13 protein-coding genes and 1 pseudogene are annotated in these 18,298 nt (G+C 65.3%); 8 read left to right on the plus strand and 6 right to left on the minus strand.

What is annotated here, in order from left to right; translation table 11 throughout:
• Positions 1-8: 8 nt before the first annotated feature.
• Positions 9-1,283 carry a lytic murein transglycosylase gene (locus H928_RS0116960; RefSeq protein ID WP_239644995.1) on the minus strand — a complete coding sequence of 425 codons (1,275 nt, stop codon included), beginning with the start codon at positions 1,281-1,283 and terminating at the stop codon, positions 9-11.
• A gap of 196 nt (positions 1,284-1,479) precedes the next feature.
• Here H928_RS0116960 and xdhA point away from each other — a divergent pair, with 196 nt between their 5' ends.
• From xdhA to H928_RS0116980, 4 genes are all read left to right on the plus strand, one after another.
• Entirely contained in the window at positions 1,480-3,081 is a 1,602-nt protein-coding gene (xdhA, locus tag H928_RS0116965; RefSeq protein ID WP_021027578.1) for a xanthine dehydrogenase small subunit, read from the plus strand.
• A 1-nt stretch (position 3,082) separates the two neighbouring features.
• Positions 3,083-5,506 carry a xanthine dehydrogenase molybdopterin binding subunit gene (gene xdhB, locus H928_RS0116970; protein ID WP_021027579.1) on the plus strand — a complete coding sequence of 808 codons (2,424 nt, stop codon included), beginning with the start codon at positions 3,083-3,085 and terminating at the stop codon, positions 5,504-5,506.
• 97 nt (positions 5,507-5,603) lie between these two features.
• Positions 5,604-6,905 (plus strand): NCS2 family permease, encoded by a 1,302-nt coding sequence (locus H928_RS0116975; RefSeq protein ID WP_021027580.1) that lies wholly within the window; start codon positions 5,604-5,606, stop codon positions 6,903-6,905.
• Positions 6,906-7,034: 129 nt separating this feature from the next.
• A complete protein-coding gene (locus tag H928_RS0116980; RefSeq protein WP_021027581.1) occupies positions 7,035-7,670 on the plus strand; it encodes a YbhB/YbcL family Raf kinase inhibitor-like protein in 636 nt (211 codons plus the stop codon).
• Between the two features lie 46 nt (positions 7,671-7,716).
• Here the strand turns inward: H928_RS0116980 and H928_RS0116985 are convergent, their stop codons facing one another.
• Entirely contained in the window at positions 7,717-9,378 is a 1,662-nt protein-coding gene (locus tag H928_RS0116985) for an L-lactate permease (protein ID WP_021027582.1), read from the minus strand.
• A 261-nt stretch (positions 9,379-9,639) separates the two neighbouring features.
• On the opposite strand from H928_RS0116985, the gene H928_RS0116990 reads away from it, so the two are divergent.
• The 4 genes from H928_RS0116990 to H928_RS0117005 all read left to right on the plus strand — a co-directional run bounded on the left by H928_RS0116990 (position 9,640) and on the right by H928_RS0117005 (position 14,710).
• Positions 9,640-10,809 carry an alpha-hydroxy acid oxidase gene (locus tag H928_RS0116990; RefSeq protein WP_027011054.1) on the plus strand — a complete coding sequence of 390 codons (1,170 nt, stop codon included), beginning with the start codon at positions 9,640-9,642 and terminating at the stop codon, positions 10,807-10,809.
• A gap of 144 nt (positions 10,810-10,953) precedes the next feature.
• The gene (locus H928_RS0116995) at positions 10,954-11,865 is read left to right on the plus strand and encodes a DMT family transporter (protein WP_021027584.1); all 912 of its coding nucleotides are present in this window, start codon (positions 10,954-10,956) and stop codon (positions 11,863-11,865) included.
• Between the two features lie 103 nt (positions 11,866-11,968).
• A complete protein-coding gene (locus H928_RS0117000; protein WP_043340784.1) occupies positions 11,969-13,312 on the plus strand; it encodes an MFS family transporter in 1,344 nt (447 codons plus the stop codon).
• A gap of 156 nt (positions 13,313-13,468) precedes the next feature.
• Positions 13,469-14,710 (plus strand): DNA polymerase IV, encoded by a 1,242-nt coding sequence (locus tag H928_RS0117005; protein WP_084635851.1) that lies wholly within the window; start codon positions 13,469-13,471, stop codon positions 14,708-14,710.
• On the opposite strand, the gene queF is transcribed toward H928_RS0117005, so the two are convergent.
• The 4 genes and pseudogenes from queF to H928_RS32475 all read right to left on the minus strand — a co-directional run.
• Positions 14,711-15,568 carry an NADPH-dependent 7-cyano-7-deazaguanine reductase QueF gene (gene queF / locus H928_RS0117010; protein WP_021027587.1) on the minus strand — a complete coding sequence of 286 codons (858 nt, stop codon included), beginning with the start codon at positions 15,566-15,568 and terminating at the stop codon, positions 14,711-14,713.
• Between the two features lie 55 nt (positions 15,569-15,623).
• Entirely contained in the window at positions 15,624-16,502 is an 879-nt protein-coding gene (locus tag H928_RS0117015) for a 2-oxoglutarate-dependent dioxygenase (protein ID WP_021027588.1), read from the minus strand.
• 38 nt (positions 16,503-16,540) lie between these two features.
• Complete coding sequence (gene yaaA / locus H928_RS0117020; RefSeq protein WP_027011056.1) at positions 16,541-17,317, minus strand: peroxide stress protein YaaA; 777 nt, start codon at positions 17,315-17,317, stop codon at positions 16,541-16,543.
• 64 nt (positions 17,318-17,381) lie between these two features.
• Positions 17,382-18,298: pseudogene (locus tag H928_RS32475) on the minus strand (ribonuclease E/G); the annotation flags it as partial.

Raw genomic sequence — 18,298 nt, forward strand, 5'->3', positions numbered from 1 at the left:
GAGCGGTATCAGTTGGCGAGCGCACGCAGCAGCTTTTGGCCCGCGCGGCCATCGGCCTTCATGCCCAGGCGGTTTTGCTCGGCCTTGATGGCTTCGCGCGTCTTGGCGCCTATCATGCCGTCGGGCTCGCCAATCGCATAGCCACGGGTCAGCAGCGCCTGCTGCAGCTCCTTGTTCTGCGCGCGCGACAGGCCCAGGTCGTCGGTGGGCCAGGGGGTGACAAAGCTGATCTGGCTCTGCTTGGTGTCGGCCACCAGGTTGGACAGCTGCGCAATGGCCAGGCCATAGTTTTCCGAGGCGTTATAGCTGTAGAGCGCATCAAAATTGCGCCCCACCAGGAAGGCCGGACCACCGGCGGCGGGAATCATCAGGCCAGCCGATGGCAGCGAATCGGGCAGCGGATCGCCATTGGCCAGGGTGACGCCGGCCGAGCGCCAGAAGGCAATCGGCTTCTTGTTCTTGCGGCTGGCATCGGCAATGTTGAGGCTGCCGGGCAGCGCGACCTCAAAGCCCCAGGGCTGGCCCGGGCGGTAGCCGGCGTTCTTCAGGAACATGGCGGTCGAGGCCAGCGCATCGGGCACGCTGTCGACGATGTCGCGGCGGCCATCGCCGTCAAAGTCCACCGCGCTGCGGAAGAAGGTGGAGGGCATGAACTGGGTCTGGCCAAAGGCGCCTGCCCAGGAGCCCACCAGCTTGGACTCGGCAATATGGCCTTCTTGCAGAATGCGCAGCGCGCTGGCGAACTCGCCCCGGAAATAGGCCTGGCGGCGGCCAAAGCAGGACAGGGTGCCCAGCGACTGCACCAGCGAGCGCCCGCCCAGGTTCTGGCCGAAGTTGCTCTCCACGCCCCAGACGCCGATGACGATCTGCGGGGCAACGCCCGTGCTCTGCTCGATCTTGTCCAGGGTGTCCTTCCACTTGGCATAGGCGGCGCGGCCTTCGGCCACGCGCTGCTCGTCGACCAGCACGGCGATGTAGTCCCAGACGGGCATCGTGAACTCGGGCTGGCGGTTGAGGAGCGGCAGCACCGTGGCATCGGGCTGGAGCTGGGCGGTGTACTGGCTGAAGGTGGCGGGGGTGATGGCGGCAAAGGCCTTGCTGCTGCGCAGCTCGCTCAAACAGGACTGGAACTCGGCCTGGCTCAGATTCGGCGGCTCTTGCGGTGCGCTGGTCTGGGCAAATACGGCGCAGGCGGCAAGGCCCAGGCTGACGGCGGTGGCGAGCTGGCGCATCGCAGGGTGGGGGCGGCGGAACATCATCCAGGCAATATACCTGCTTGCCATGGCCGCAGCCCTGGTAAACCCGCAAGGCGCGACCATTGCTTACGTTTTTGCGGGCCAGAAAGATGCGGGTTAACCCAAAAATATATGCGCTGCACCATAGCGCCTATCGCTGGCTTGTTATGGCCAGCGCTGCGCGGCACACTACGCTTGTACACAGTTTTGCAGAACGGCGGGCAATGCCCGACCGAGTCCCACCATGAGCCCCATGACCGCCCCACAAGCCATCCGTTTCTACCACCAAGGCCGTATCACCGAAGTTGAAGGCCTGGCCCCCACGCGCAGTGTGCTGGACTGGCTGCGCGAGGACGCGCGCTGCACCGGCACCAAGGAGGGCTGCAACGAAGGCGATTGCGGCGCCTGCACGGTGATGCTCGCTGAGCTGGCCGAGCCGGGCGATCCGCAGGCCGTGCAAGGCCTCAAGCTGCAGACCGTCAATGCCTGCATCCAGCTGTTGCCCAGCCTGCATGGCAAGGCGCTCTTTACGGTGGAAGACATGAAGACCAGCTGCCGGCCCAAAGATGCCGGCCAGCCCTGTAGCGATCTGCACCCGGTGCAGCAGGCCATGGTGGACTGCCATGGCTCGCAATGCGGCTTTTGCACGCCCGGTTTTGTCATGTCGCTGTGGTCCGTGTATGAACGGCAGCAGGCGCAGCAAGGCGCGGCGCCCACGCGCCAGCAGCTGGCCGATGCGCTCTCTGGCAACCTCTGCCGCTGCACCGGCTACCGGCCCATTCTGGATGCCGGCCAGCAGATGCTGGACCTGCCCGCCCGCCAGCTGGATGCGGCGCCCGTGGTGACGGCCCTGCAGGCGCTGCGCAGCGATGCTGACTGGAGCTATGCCTACCGCCCCAGTGGCGGCCAGCCCCAGCATTTCCATGCGCCGGCCAGCGTTGAGAGCCTGGCCCAGCTGCGCGCCGCGCTGCCCGATGCCCGCATGATCGGCGGCACCACCGATGTGGCCTTGTGGATCAACAAGCAGTTCCGGCCGCTGGGCGATTTGATTGCCGTGGGGCGCGTGGCGGAGCTGCGCCGCATCGAAGAGCGCGATGGCATGCTTTGCATTGGCGCGGGTGCTTCGCTCGAATCTGCCTGGGCCGCGCTGGCCCAGCGCTTTCCGACGCTCACCGAGGTCTGGCTGCGCTTTGCATCGCCGCCCGTGCGCCATGCCGGCACCATGGGCGGCAATGTGGCCAATGGCTCGCCGATTGGCGATGCCCCGCCGGTGCTGATGGCGCTGGATGCCGAGATCGAGCTGCGCCTGGGCGAGCGCCTGCGGCGTATGCCGCTGACCGATTTTTATGTGGACTACATGAAGAATCAGCTGGAGCCCGGCGAATGGGTGCAGGGCCTGCGCGTGCCGCTGGCGGTGCAGGCGCGCCAGGTGCGGGCCTACAAGATCAGCAAGCGCTTTGACTGCGACATCTCGGCACTGTGCGCGGGCTTTTCGCTGCAGCTGGATGCCCAGGGCCAGGTGGAGACCGTGCGCCTGGCCTTTGGCGGCATGGCGGCCACGGTGCGGCGCGCCGCCAAGGCAGAAGCTGCGCTGCTGGGCCAGGCCTGGACGGCCCAGGCGGTGCAGCGCGCCCAGGCCGCGCTGGCCGAGGATTTTCAACCAATGACCGATATGCGGGCGAGCGCCGCCTACCGCCTCAAGGTAGCGCAGAACCTGCTGCAGCGCCTGTGGCTGGAGACCCGGGCCGATGCCCCCTTGCCAGCCGATGCCACCACCGTCTGGGCCGCGATGCCGCACATGGTCCGCAGCGCCCAGGCCTCGCAGGCCGCAGCCACCGGAGCCTGATATGAACACCTCGATCCCCAAGCATGTGTTGGCAGGCGCCGAAGCCTTTGCCGATTACCGTGACAACCAAAAGGCGCGCATCGATGTGGCGCAGGAAGCGCGGGCCCGCCAGCAGGGCCACCAGGTTGGCATCAGCCGCAGCCATGAGTCTGCCGCCTGGCATGTGGCCGGCGAGGCCGCCTATATCGACGATATGCCCGAGCTGGCTGGCAGCCTGCATTGCGCGCTGGGCCTGTCTCCGGTGGCCCATGGCCGCCTGCTGTCCATGGATCTGGACGCGCTGCGCGCCCAGCCCGGTGTGGTGGCGGTGCTGACGGCGGCCGATATTCCCGGCGTCAATGACTGCGGCTCCATCATCCATGACGACCCCATCCTCTGCGATGGCGAGATCCGCTACCTGGGCCAGCCGATGTTTGCGGTGCTGGCCCGCGACAGGCAAACCGCGCGGCGCGTGGCGGCCATGGCGCGCAAGCTGGTCACGGTAGAGGAGGCCGAACCGGTGCTGACGCCGCAGCAGGCCCATGCGCTGGGCCAGTATGTGATGCCGCCGATGCAACTGGTGCGCGAGACCGATGCCGGCGGCGCCCCCCAGGCCATTGCCCAGGCCCCGCACCGCCTGCAGGGCAGCTGGGAGGTGGGCGGCCAGGAGCAGTTCTACCTCGAAGGCCAGATCAGCTATGCGATCCCCAAGGAGGGTGGCGCGATGCATGTGTTCTGCTCCACCCAGCACCCCAGCGAGATGCAGCACCTGGTGGCGCATGCGCTGGGCGTGCAGTCGCATGCGGTGCATGTGGAATGCCGGCGCATGGGTGGCGGCTTTGGTGGCAAGGAATCGCAATCGGCGCTGTTTGCCTGCGTGGCAGCGGTGGCGGCGCGCAAGCTGGGCCGGCCCGTCAAGCTGCGGCTGGACCGCGACGATGACTTCATGATCACCGGCCGGCGCCATTGCTTCTGGTACGAGTACGACATTGGCTATGACGATGCCGGCCGCATTCTGGGCGCCGAGGTGACCATGGTCTCGCGGGCCGGGCATTCGGCCGATCTGTCGGCGCCGGTGATGACCCGTGCGCTCTGCCATTTCGACAATGCCTACTGGCTGCCCAATGTGCGCATGCGCGGCTTCATGGGCAAGACCAATACCCAGAGCAATACCGCGTTTCGCGGCTTTGGCGGGCCGCAGGGCGCGATCGTGATGGAGAACATCATGGACTCGATCGCGCGGCAGCTGGGCAAGGATGCGCTCGATGTGCGGCGCGCGAACTTCTATGCCAAGGACAGCGGCCAGTGCACGCCCTATGGCCAGGAGGTGGACGACAACATCATCGACGAGCTGGTGGCGCAGCTGGAGGCGCGCAGCGACTACCGGGCGCGGCGCGCGCAGGTCGAGGCCTTCAATGCCATGAGCCCCGTGCTCAAGCGCGGCCTGGCGCTGACGCCGGTCAAGTTCGGCATCTCCTTCAACGTCAAGCACTTCAACCAAGCCGGCGCCCTGGTCCATGTCTACAACGATGGCTCCATCCTCGTCAACCACGGTGGCACCGAGATGGGCCAGGGTCTGAACACCAAGGTGGCCCAGGTGGTGGCGCATGAGCTGGGCGTGGCCTTTGAGCGCGTGCGGGTGACGGCCACTGACACGACCAAGGTGGCCAACACCTCGGCGACAGCGGCATCGACCGGCACCGACCTGAACGGCAAGGCCGCGCAGGATGCGGCGCGCCAGATCCGCGAGCGCCTGGCCGCCTGCCTGGCAGCCCAGCATGGGGCCGATCCGGCCGCGGTGCGCTTTGTCAATGACGAGGTGCACTGCGCGGGCCAGAGCCTGCGTTTTGAGGCCCTGGTCAAACAGGCCTATCTGGAGCGGGTGCAGCTGTGGTCCGATGGCTTTTATGCGACGCCTGGCCTGTCTTGGGATGCGGCAGCGATGCGCGGCCGGCCCTTCTTCTACTTTGCCTACGGCGCGGCCGTCAGCGAGGTGGTGGTGGACACCTTGACCGGCGAGAGCAAGCTGCTGCGCGCCGATGTGATCCATGATGTGGGCCAGTCGCTGAACCCGGCCGTGGACATTGGCCAGGTCGAGGGCGCGTTTATCCAGGGCATGGGCTGGCTCACGATGGAGCAGCTGGTCTGGCACCCCAAGACCGGCGCCTTGATGACCCATGCCCCCAGCACCTACAAGATCCCGACCGCCAACGACTGCCCGCCCGTGCTGAATGTGCAGCTGTTTGACGGCGCCAACCCGCACGAGACCATCCACCGCAGCAAGGCGGTGGGCGAGCCGCCGCTGCTGCTGCCGTTCTCGGTGCTGTTTGCGATACGCGATGCGGTGGCCGCCATCGGCGCGCCCGGTTGCTGCCCGCCGCTGCGGGCACCGGCCACGGCCGAGGCGGTGCTCGACGCCATCGCGGCCGTGCAGACAGGGCTTTGACGCTGCGAGCCGGCAGCCTGCGCGGGCAGCTGCGATACTCGCCGCCTTCGATAGAAATCAGCTTCCCATTAACGATGCATAACCACGAGGAGCAGCCATGAGCGCGCTGGACAAATATTTCAAGCTGGGAGAGCACGGCACAACGGTGCGGACCGAGGTGCTGGCGGGGATCACCACCTTTTTGACGATGGCCTACATCATGTTCGTCAACCCCTCCATTCTGGGGGATGCGGGCATGCCCAAGGGCTCGGTGTTTGTCGCCACCTGCCTGATTGCGGCGCTGGGCTCGGTGCTGATGGGCCTGTATGCGAACTACCCGATTGCGATTGCGCCGGGCATGGGGCTGAACGCCTACTTTGCCTATGTGGTGGTGCTGGGCATGGGCTACACCTGGCAGGCGGCGCTGGGGGCGGTCTTTGTCTCGGGGTGCCTGTTCTTGCTGGTGACCATCTTTCGCATACGCGACCAGATCATTAATGGCATACCGGCTTCGATCCGCGTGGCCATCACCGTCGGTATCGGGCTCTTTCTGGCGCTGATTGCGCTCAAGAGTGCCGGCGTGGTGGTCGAATCCAAGGCCACCTTGGTAACCTTGGGTGATCTGCATTCGCCATCGGTGATCCTGTTCACGCTGGGCTTTTTCCTGATCGTGGTGCTCGACCGCCTGCGTGTGCCCGGCGCCATCCTGATCGGCATTCTGGCCGTCACCGTGGCCTCCTTCATCTTTGGCGGCAACCAATTCCAGGGTGTGTTCTCGGCGCCGCCGTCGATTGCGCCGACCTTCCTGCAGCTCGATATCAAGACCGCGCTGTCCAGTGGTTTTCTGAATGTGGTGCTGGTGTTCTTTCTGGTCGAGCTGTTTGATGCCACCGGCACCCTGATGGGTGTGGCCAAGCGCGCCGGCCTCCTGGTGCCCGGCAAGATGGAGCGCTTTCACCGCTCGCTGCTGGCCGACAGCGGCGCGATCTTTGCCGGCTCGCTGCTGGGTACGTCCAGCGCCACCGCCTATGTCGAGAGCGCCTCGGGCGTGCAGGCCGGTGGCCGCACGGGCCTGACGGCCGTCACGGTGGCGGTGCTTTTCCTGGCCTGCCTGTTCATTGCGCCTTTGGCCGGCTCGGTGCCCGCTTACGCCACCGCACCCGCGCTGCTGTTTGTAGCCTGTCTGATGCTCAAGGAGCTGACCGAGGTGGACTGGGCCGATACCACCGAGGCCATTCCTGCCGCCATCACCGCCGTGATGATGCCCTTTACCTACTCGATCGCCAACGGCCTGGCCTTTGGCTTTATCTCCTACGCGGCCATCAAGCTGTTCACCGGCCGCGCCCGTGAGGTGCACTGGATGGTCTGGATCATTGCGGGGCTGTTCCTGTTCAAGTTCGCCTATATCGGCGGGCATTGAGGCCTGGCCCTACCGTTTTGCGGGTGGGGGATGACTGACAGCTGCGCAGCAGCCCCCTAGAATTTGCCAAAGTGCCCCGACCCCGGTCGAGGCCCTTTGGCTTTTTCATACCCGCAAAGGATTTATCAGATGCAGCTCAGCAGCCACAGCTTTCAAGACGGCCAGGCCATTCCTGGCGAGTTCGCTTTTGCCGTGCCCGATGCGACAGCCCATGTCTTGCTGTCGTCCAACCGCAATCCGCACCTGGCCTGGCGCGATGTGCCCGCCGGCACCCAGTCCTTTGTCATCGTCTGCCATGACCCCGATGTGCCCAGTCGGGGCGACGATGTGAACCAGGAAGGCCGCACGGTGCCAGCCGATCTGCCGCGCGTCGATTTCTACCACTGGCTGCTGCTGGACATTCCAGTGGGCACCACCGAGATCGCCGCCGGTGCACAGTCGGACGGCATCACCGCCCATGGCAAGCCCGGCCCGGCTGCGCACCAGGGCCTGCGCCATGGCATCAACGACTACACCGGCTGGTTTGCCGCCGATGCGCAGATGCAAGGCGAGTACTACGGCTACGACGGCCCCTGCCCACCCTGGAACGACAGCCTGGTGCACCACTATGTGTTTACGGTCTATGCGCTAGCCACGCCCAGCTTGGCAGTCGAGGGTGCACTGACGGGGGCCAATGTGCGCGCCGCGCTGGCCAAGGCACCCGTGCTGGGCCAGGCCAGCATCACCGGCTTGTACAGCCTGAACCCTGCGGTCCCTGCTGTTTAACAACTGGGATGCGATGAAAGGGGCTCCTCTGGGAGCCCCGTGGTACTTACTTCACCACCATCAAGGTGAAGGGGTAGACATAGGCCTGCAGGGTGACAAAGATGCCCACCAAGGTGGCGAGCGCGACGGAGTGGAAGAACACGTAGCGCAGGATGTCGCCCTCATGGTTGAACCAGCGCGTGGCGGTAGAGGCCACGACGATGGACTGGGCATCGATCATCTTGCCCATCACGCCGCCCGAGCTGTTGGCCGCGCCCATCAGGTTGGGTGACAGGCCCAGCTGCTCGGCAGCCACCTTCTGCATGCCGCCAAACAGCACGTTGGACGCCGTGTCCGAGCCCGTCAGCGCCACCCCCAGCCAGCCCATCATCGTGCCAAAGAAGGGGTAGAACACGCCGGTGTTGGCAAAGGCCAGGCCCAAGGTAGTGTCGGTGCCGGAGTAGCGGGTGAGCGTGCCCAGCGCCAGCATCAGCACAATGGTCAGCAGTGAAAAACGCACCAGCCAGATCGTCTTGAAGAACTGCTTGATGAGGGTCAGTGGGCTGTACTTCATCACCAGGCCGCCGACGATGGCCGACAGCAGAATGCCGGTGCCGGTGGCCGACAGCAGGTTGAGCACATAGACCGCACCTTCCTTGGTGGGCTGGGGCACCACGGGCGGCACCTTCTCGATCATGTTGTGCAGCCCCGTCATCGGGAAGGACGGCGCAAACAGGCCGTTGAGCGCGGCCTTGACCGAAGGCAGGCCCCAGATGAACACAAACACGGTCAGGATGGCCCAAGGCGTCCAGGCGCGGATCACATCGGCGCGGGCATGGGCCACCACGGCGCGGGGCTTGGCCGTGGTGTCTTCGCTGGTGTCGCGGCCCTTGAGCGAGGTGCTGCGCCAGATGGTCTTGGGCTGCCACACGCGCAGAAAGCCGATCAGGCAGCCCATGGAGACGATGGCGGCAATGATGTCGACCAGCTCCGGGCCGATGAAGTTGGACACCAGGTACTGTGGGATTGCAAAAGACAGGCCGGTGACCAGGATGGCCGGCCAGATCTCCACCATCGCCTTGCGGCCGGCAAAGGCCCAGATCAGCCAGAACGGAACCAGCACCGAGAAGAAGGGCAGCTGGCGGCCCACCATCGCGGTGACCTCCATCACGTCATAGCCATGGACCTTGGCCAGGGTGATCACCGGCGTGCCCAGCGCGCCAAAGGCGACGGGCGCGGTATTGGCAATCAGCGACAGGCCCGAGGCAGCCAAAGGTGAGAATCCCAGGCCGATCAGGATCGCCGCCGTGACCGCCACCGGCGTGCCAAAGCCCGCCGCCCCTTCAAAAAAGGCGCCAAAGGCAAAGGCGATCAGCAGCAGCTGGATACGCCGGTCCTCGGTGATGCCGGCAATCGAGTCCTGCAGGATCTTGAAGCTGCCGTTGTGCTCTGTGAGCTGGTGCAAAAAGATGATGTTCAGCACGATCCAGCCAATGGGCAGCAGGCCCGTGAGCCCCCCAAAGACCGCTGCGCGGCCCGCCATATCGGCCGGCATGCCATAGACCACGATCGCGATGAGCAGGGCGCAGACCAGGCCGGCGCCGGCCGCAATATGGGCCTTGAGGTGGAGAAAACCCAGCCCGACGAGCATGACGACCACCGGCAGCGCCGCCAGCAGGGTGGAGAGCACCATATTGCCCACCGGGTTGTAGATCTGTTGCCAAACCATGCCTGACTCCTCGTTGTAGTGCAGCGCAAGCGCGCGGCCGGGGGGCCGGGCATGGGCCGCTGTTATTACAAAAACACCTGGATGGATAGAACATCGACATAATGTCGGCCTAACTGGCTGCCTGCAGTCCTGTAAAACCCCTAGCTCTTGTAACGAAGCTGTGGGGTTTGCCGCCTGCGTGACAAGGACGCCGGGCACAGCGGGTTACACAGGGGCCTGGCCACCAGCGCCGCTGCAGTGGCTTGATAACAAGGAAGATTTGTGGCTGATTTATCCAAGATCACATGTATTGAAGATTTGCGCGCCGTGGCCGAAAAGCGTGTGCCGCGGATGTTTTACGACTATGCGGACTCGGGCTCCTACACCCAGGGCACCTACCGCGACAACGAAGCGGCCTTCCACAAGGTCAAGCTGCGCCAGCGCGTGGCAGTCAATATGGAAGGGCGCAGCACGCGCAGCACCATGGTGGGGCAGGAGGTCAGCATGCCCGTCGCGATTGCGCCCACGGGCCTCACGGGCATGCAGCATGCCGATGGCGAAATCCTGGCGGCCCGCGCGGCCAAGGCCTTCGGCATCCCGTTCACCTTGTCGACGATGAGCATCTGCTCGCTCGAGGATGTGGCCGAGCACACCGGCCGCCATCCGTTCTGGTTCCAGCTCTATGTGATGCGCGACCGGGGCTTTATGGAGCGCCTGATCGACCGCGCCAAGGCGGCCAACTGCTCGGCGCTGCAGCTCACGCTGGATCTGCAGATCCTGGGCCAGCGCCACAAGGACATCAAGAACGGCCTGTCCACACCACCCAAGCCGACGATCAAGAACCTCATCAACCTGGCGACCAAGCCGCGCTGGTGCATGGGCATGCTGGGCACCAAGCGCCGCACCTTTGGCAATATCGTCGGCCATGTCGATGGCGTCGCCGACGTGAGCTCGCTGTCGTCGTGGACGGCCGACCAGTTCGACCCCTGCCTGAACTGGGGTGATGTGGAGTGGATCAAGAAGCGCTGGGGTGGCAAGCTGATCCTCAAGGGCATCATGGAGGCCGACGACGCACGGCTGGCTGCCGAGACGGGTGCGGACGCGCTGATCGTCAGCAACCATGGCGGCCGCCAGCTCGATGGCGCGCCTGCGACGATTGATGCGCTGCCCTCCATCGTGCAGGCTGCTGGCAAGGACATCGAGGTCTGGCTGGACAGTGGCATCCGCAGTGGCCAGGATGTGCTCAAGGCCCGCGCACTGGGCGCCCAGGGCACCTTGATCGGCCGCAGCTTTCTGTACGGCCTGGGTGCCTATGGCCAGGAGGGCGTGACGCGCGCGCTGCAGATCATCCACAAGGAGCTCGATGTGTCGATGGCCTTTTGCGGCCATACCAATATCAACAATGTGGACCAGCGCATTCTGGTGCCCGGCACCTATCCCCAGCCTTATTGAGCGGAGCAAGGGGGCAGGCCGCGTGCTGGCCCCTCTTGATGCCGCAGGCTCGCATCGCCAAATGCAGGCGCACAAGGGGCCGTGATCGCCTACCATCGGGGCCCTGGTGATGAAGTGGATGCGCTAATGGCTGATGGAGCGGGAATGCAATGGGGTGGTTGGTGGATGGGGCTGGTGGTGTTTGCCGCCATCGCGCAGACGGCGCGCAATGCGGCGCAGCGCTCGCTGACCCGCGACCTGGGCACCTGGCCCGCCACCTTGGTGCGCTTTCTCTATGGCCTGCCGCTGGCTGGGCTGGCGCTGGTGCTGCTCTACACCTTGCCCGAGAAGGCGCCTGAGATCGCGCATTGGACGGGCGCTTATTTTGGCTGGCTGGCGCTGGGCGCGTTCTTCCAGATCGCAGCGACTGGCGCCTTGCTGCTGGCCATGCAGCAGCGCAATTTTGCCGTGGCGGTGACCCTGTCCAAAACCGAGGTGCTGCAGGTGGCGCTGTTTGGTGCGGTCTTTCTGGGCGAGCTGCCCACCTACTGGGCGCTGGCAGCGATGGCCATTGCCACCATTGGCGTGGCGCTGCTGTCCTTGCCACCACGCCAGATCGGCGCCAAGCTCGACTGGCGCAGCAAGGCTGCGATGTATGGCCTCATTTGCGGCGCCTGCTTTGCGATTGCGACGGTGGGCTTTCGGGGTGCGGCGCTGGCGCTCAATGCGCCGAGCGCACTGCTGTCGGGCGCCTGGGGCGTGTTCATTGCGCAGTGCATGCAGACCTTTGCGATGGGGGCCTGGTTCCTCTGGCGTGACCGCAGCGTGCTGCTGCGCATTGCCAAGGCCTGGCGCGTGTCGCTGCTGGCGGGCTGCATGGGCAGTGCGGCGTCGCTCGCCTGGTTCAGCGCCTATGCGTTGCAAAGCGCCGCATCGGTGCGTACCCTGGGCATGGTCGAGGTGGTGTTCAGCTACCTGGTCTCGCGCCGGGTGCTCAAGGAGCAGTTGCGCCGCAACGAGAAATGGGGCATTGCGCTGATGCTGGTCGGCATTGTGGTGATCTGCACCCAGCTCTAGCCCATGGGGTGGGCGCGGGCGGTGGAAATTCAGCGCCCGTCTGACATCAGAGGGTCTCGCAGGCGGCGCATCATGGTCTGCATTGCTACACGGGACCATTCCAATGACAACACCCTCCGTGCCAGGATCTGGGCCATCGGCCGCCCAGACTTCGGCCAACACCCCTCCCCATTACAGCCCTGAAGAAAAGCGCCACCGCATCTTCTCCATCATGGCGGCCTCGTCGGGCAACCTGGTCGAATGGTTTGACTTCTATGTCTATGCCTTCTCGGCCATCTACTTTGCCGCCGCCTTTTTCCCCAAGGGTGATCCCACCGTACAGCTGCTCAACACCGCCGGGGTGTTTGCCGCCGGCTTTTTGATGCGCCCCATCGGCGGCTGGCTGTTTGGCCGCATTGCCGACAAGTATGGCCGCAAGAAATCGATGCTGATCTCGGTGACGATGATGTGCGCTGGCTCCTTGGTGATTGCCTGCCTGCCCACCTATGCGCAGATTGGGGCCTGGGCGCCGTTTTTGCTGCTGATGTGCCGTTTGTTCCAGGGCCTGTCGGTGGGCGGTGAATATGGCACCACGGCCACCTATATGAGCGAAGTGGCCCTCAAGGGCCAGCGCGGCTTTTTCTCTTCGTTCCAGTATGTGACCCTGATCGGCGGCCAGCTGCTGGCCGTGCTGCTGATTGTGATTCTGGAAGCGGTGCTGACGGACGCCGAGCTGCGTGCCTGGGGCTGGCGCATTCCGTTTGTCGTGGGCGCTGCGGCCGCTGTCGTGGCCATGCTGCTGCGCCGCACCTTGCATGAGACCCAGTCCACCGAGGCGATGCAGAACAAGGACACCGGCACCCTGGCCAACCTGTTCAAGCACCACTGGCGCGCCTTTGTCACCGTGCTGGGCTATACGGCCGGCGGCTCGCTGATCTTCTACACCTTCACCACCTATATGCAGAAGTACCTGGTCAACAGCGTGGGCCTGCCGATCAAGACGGCCAGCTATGTGATGACCGTGTGCCTCTTTGTGTACATGTGCATGCAGCCGCTGTTTGGAGCGCTGTCCGACCGCATTGGCCGGCGCACCAGCATGATGCTGTTTGGTGCGCTGGGCGCGCTGGGCACGGTGCCGATTCTGACGACCATGCACCAGGCCTCGTCGCCGGTGACGGCCGGCCTGCTGATCCTGGTCGCGCTGGCGATTGTGAGCTTCTACACCTCGATCTCGGGCATCGTCAAAGCGGAGATGTTCCCGCCCGAAGTGCGCGCGCTGGGCGTGGGCCTGGCCTATGCGGTGGCCAATGCCATTTTTGGTGGCTCGGCCGAGTTTGTGGCGCTGGCACTGAAGAACGCCGGCCATGAAAACGCCTTCTTCTGGTATGTGTCGGTGATGATGGTGATTGCCTTTTTGTTCAGCCTGCGCCTGCCCAAGCAGGCCGCCTATCTGCACCACGACCACTGATCGCCCGCAGCAGCCGGCTCGGCAGCCTCCGCCGCCGGTTTTGCGCGGCTGGCGGCTGCAAGCTGCGCCGCGCTGGGAGACAATAGCCAGGTGTGCTCCGCCCCCTCGCCATCGCCTGTTGTTCTGCCGCCGCGCCGCCGCATTGCGCATCTGGACATGGATGCCTTCTATGCCTCGGCCGAGCTGCTGCGCTATCCGCAGCTCAAGGGGCTGCCCGTCATCATTGGCGGGGGCCGCCGGGCAGAAGATGAGGCGCTGAAAGCCCGCTATGGCGATCGCCTGGACGAGATCCCGCCCGAGGCCTTTCCTCAGCTCAAGGACTATGTGGGCCGGGGCGTGATCACGACGGCCACCTACCCGGCGCGCGCCTTTGGCGTGGGCTCGGCCATGGGCATGATGAAGGCGGCCAAGCTCTGCCCGCAGGCCATTCTGCTGCCGGTGGACTTTGCACGCTACCGGCATTTCTCGCGCCAGTTCAAGGCCATCATCACCGCGATGGCGCCGCAGATGGAGGACCGGGGTGTGGACGAGGTCTATATCGATTTCACCCATGTCGAAGGCGGCCAGGAAGACCATGGCCGCAGCCTGGCGCTGCGGATGCAGCAGGCCATCCATGCGGCGACGAGGCTGACCTGCTCGGTCGGGGTGGCTCCCAACAAGCAGCTGGCCAAGATGGCCAGCGAGTTCAACAAGCCCAATGGCGTGTCCATCGTGCTCGAGAGCGATCTGCAAACGATGATCTGGCCGCTGGCCTGCCGCAAGATCAATGGCGTGGGCCCCAAGGCCGATGCCAAGCTGCAGGCGCTGGGAATCAGCACCTTGGGCGATCTGGCCGCCAAGGACCTGCCCTGGTTGGTGGAACACTTTGGCCGCAGCTACGGCGCCTGGCTGCATGCATCGAGCTGGGGGCGGGACAACCGGCCCGTGGTGACCGAGAGCGAGCCGGTATCGATGAGCCGCGAGACCACGTTTGACCGCGACCTGCATGCGGTGCGCGACAAGGCCGAGCTGGGCGCGATCTTTACCGAGCTGTGCCAGATGGTGGCGGCCGATTTGCAGCGCAAGGGCTATGTGGGACGCACGATTGGCATCAAGCTGCGCTACCCGGACTTTCGCATCGCCACGCGCGACCACAGCCTGCCGCTCTACACCCAGGATGCCGCCGCCATCCGGCATGCGGCCGGCCAGTGCTTGAAGCGCGCGCCTTTGGACCAGCGCCTGCGGCTCCTGGGGGTGCGCGTGGGTGGGCTGCTGCCTTTGGAGCAGGCCTTGGCGCAAGGCCTGGTGGGCGACTGGCAGGCCATGCGCCAGGCACTGCGCCAGGCGCAAAGCCGCCCGGCCATTGCCGAGCACAAGGCCGACCCCTACACCTTGCCGCTGTTCGGCGATCTGGACTGATTACTGGCGTGCAGTACGGATATTGGCCGGCAGGGCCATCGGCTGGCTGGTGCGCAGCGGGTTGATGTCTAGGCCCCCCCGGCGCGTGTAGCGGGCATAGACCGTCAGGCGGATCGGCTTGCAGTGCTTCCAGATATCGACAAACATGCGCTCGACGCACTGCTCATGGAACTCGTTGTGGTTGCGAAAGCTCACGATGTACTGCAGCAGGCGTTCCTGGTCGATCGGCGGGCCGGTGTAGCTGATGCGCACGCTGCCCCAGTCGGGCTGGCCGGTGACCAGGCAGTTGCTCTTGAGCAGGCGACTGCTGAGCGTCTCGGTCACAGGCGCCTCGTCAAAAGCGGCGCGCAGCAGCTGGGGTTGGGGCTGGTAGTGCTCGCAGTCGATGTCCAGCCGGTCCAGGTTCAGGCCGTCGAGCTCTTGCAGTGGCAGGGTGTCGAATACCTCGGGGTCGATCATCTGCACACCGACCGAGGCCTGGTAGGGCGCGCCGCGCCATACGGCTTCGCTGATATCGGCGAGCAGCTTGGCGCGTACCTCATCGACCGAGCCAAAGCGGCTGTTGTTGAAGCTGTTGAGGTAGAGCTTGAAGGACTTGCTCTCGACGATGTTGGGCGTCTCGCAAGGGATGGTGAAGCTCACCAGCGCCACCTGGGGCTTGCCGCGCAGGTTGAGCCAGGAGACCTCATAGGCCGTCCACAGGTCGGCGCCAAAAAAGGGCAGCTTGTCGGCTTGCAGGCCGATCTCGTCGCGCTTGGCCTGGCGCGGCAGCGGAAAAAGCAGGGTGGGGTCGTACTGGTCGATGTACGCGGAGCGCTGGCCCAGGGGCGATTGCTCGGGCGAAGGAGAGACGGTCATGCTGTGGAAAAAAAAGCGGCCGCTGCCGGCGCGGGGGCCCGGCGGCGGCTGCGGTTTACTTGAATTCGCCCTCGCGCAACCACTTGGTGGCGATCCATTTCTCGCCGGCAATCACCGGTGAGCCGCCATGCAGGCTTTTGGTTGCGGGGTCGGGCGCGGGGTAGCTGAAGAACACCGCATTGCCGCGGCGCGGCGCGACTTCCAGCCCCACATCGGGAAAGCTGGTGCCGCCGCCAGCTTGCGGGTTGTTCAGGTAGATCACCAAGGTGGCCAGGCGCTGGCCGCCACGCTTCAAAATCGTCGGTGTGCCCGGCTGGGTCGGGTCGAAATAGTCGTAGTGCGGCTTGTACTCGGCGCCAGGCCGGTAGTGCAGCACCTGCAGGCCTTCGCCATGGTTTTCCGGCCAGTTGACCAGCTTGGCGATGCGGCGCTCCAACGCGGCGACGGCGGGCGTTTCCTCGCGCTGGAAGAACATGCCGTCGCTGGTGCGGTCGGCATTGACTTCTTCGCCGCCAGTCTTGGTCTCGACGGTCAGCGAGCGCTGCATGCGCGGCTCGGCCGCAGCGATGATGGCGTCGCACTCCTCGTCGGACAGCAGATTGCCGAACACGACGACGCGCGGGTGCTGCAGGGCCAGCAGCACGCTGACCTCGCGGTCACCGACATCGATGCTGGAGGGCGATTGGCCCAGGCTGGGCTCGGGCAGGGGACGGGATAGGGCAGCTGGCTGGGAGGCCGCAGCAGCGGTCCCCTGGCTCGCCTGCAACTGCGCGAGGTGCTCGGTCAGCACCGACTCCATCGCGGACTCGGCGACATCGGCGTTCCAGCCGGCATCGCACATCGCTTTGAAGACGCGGTCGGCGCTGACGCCGGCGCTGGCCTGATCAATGATCCAGGCGCGCAGTTCCGGGGTGAGGGGTTGCGAGGCTGTCATCAGATTCCTTTCGCGGCCCATTGTGCATCAAAGTCGCATCAATCGACTTTGCGCCTGAACACGAAATGGTCTTCGCTCGATGCCTCGGGCGTGAAGGCGTAGCCCGCGGTGCTGAACTTCTTCAAGGCCGCCGGCGTCTTGGTCTGGTGCTCAATCGCGTAGCGCGCCATCAGGCCGCGTGCCTTCTTGGCAAAGAAGCTGATGATCTTGTACTGGCCGTTCTTGTAGTCTTCAAAGCTGCAGTCGATGACGCGGGCGCGCAGCACCTTGCGGTCGACCGATTTGAAGTACTCCTGCGAGGCCAGGTTGACGACGACGGGCTTGTCTTCGTCCGCCTGCTGCGCATTGAGGTAGTCGGCGATCTGCGTGCCCCAGAAGTGGTAGAGGTTGCTGCCCTGGTCGGTTGCCAGGCGCGTGCCCATCTCCAGCCGGTAGGGCTGCATCAGATCGAGCGGGCGCAGCACGCCGTAGAGGCCGCTGAGCATGCACAGGTGGGACTGCGCCCAGTCGAGCTGCTTGGGGTTCAAGGTGGGGGCCTGCAGGCCGTCGTAGACATCGCCGTTGAAGGCCATGATGGCCTGGCGCGCGTTCTTGCTGCTGAACTTGGGCGACCAGGCCTCATAGCGGGCCACATTAAGCGCAGCGAGCTTGTCGCTGATGTCCATCAGGCTGGCGATCTGCTGGGGCGACTGCGTGCGCAGCACTGCAATCAAGGCCTTGGACTGGGGAATGAACTGGGGCTGTGTGCTGGCCAGGCCGGCGGGCAGCGGGGTTTCATAGTCCAGGGACTTGGCAGGCGAGAGCAGAAACAGCATCAGGGGCTCCATCAATGAAACAGGCCGGATCGCTCCGGCCTGAGGGTTGCGGGGTCAGCAGTTTTTAAGCGGATTCGCGCTCAAAAGGCAGCACCAGGTCGGTCAGATCCTTGCGCGTTTCGACAAGGATCAGCGGGCCCTGGTCGATCTGCACCACGGGCTGGCGCTCACGCGGCACATGCACGGGCTTGGGCTCGGCCGCAATGGCCGCTTGCACCGCGGCGATCTTGTCGGCATCGGAGTTGATCCATTGCAGACCTGCGGTGCTGGCGATCTGGTGCAGGGCATCCAGTGGCAGGCTGTAGCTGGCGATGGCTGGCAGACCGGCCTTGGCTGGCTCGGCAGCGACGGGCGCAGGAGCGGCAACCGGTGCTGCTGCGACAGGCGCTGCAGGCACGACAGGGGCCACAGCGGCGACAACGGCCACGGGTGCTGCTTCCGGAGCGGCAACCGCTACCTCGGCTTGCGCCACAGGGGCGGGAGCTGCTGCAGCATCGGCCACATCAGCTACATCAGCCACGGCGGGCGCTGCGGCTTCTACGGGTGCGGCAGCTGGCGCTGCGTTGAAGTAGCTGCGGCGGGGTGCCTCGTCGCCATCTTGCGACATGGTGGAGGCGGCAGGGGCGGCATCGGCGCCAAAGCCCGAGTCAGCGGCGGCATTGTCGCCTTCGGCTTGCTCGTCACGGCCATTGCGCTCGCGCTCACCACGGTTGCGGCGGTCACGGCCATAGCGGTCACGCGAGCGGCGCTCACGGCGCTCTGGCGTTGCGCCGTCTGCATCGCCGGCTGGTGCGGCTTGGTTGCCGGTCTCCAGGTCCAGCGAGGGCAGCGAGGCAATCACCGCATCGGCGTTGATGGGGGCCGGTGCCACGGCGTTGAGGGGCTGGGCCGCCTCGTCACCGTTGTTGCGGCGGTCCTGGCGCTCACCACGTTCAGCACCACGGTCGCGGCGGCCTTCACGCGGCTCGCGGGGAGCGCGCT

This window comes from Comamonas sp. B-9, from assembly GCF_000410635.1.
Classification (GTDB): domain Bacteria; phylum Pseudomonadota; class Gammaproteobacteria; order Burkholderiales; family Burkholderiaceae_C; genus Comamonas.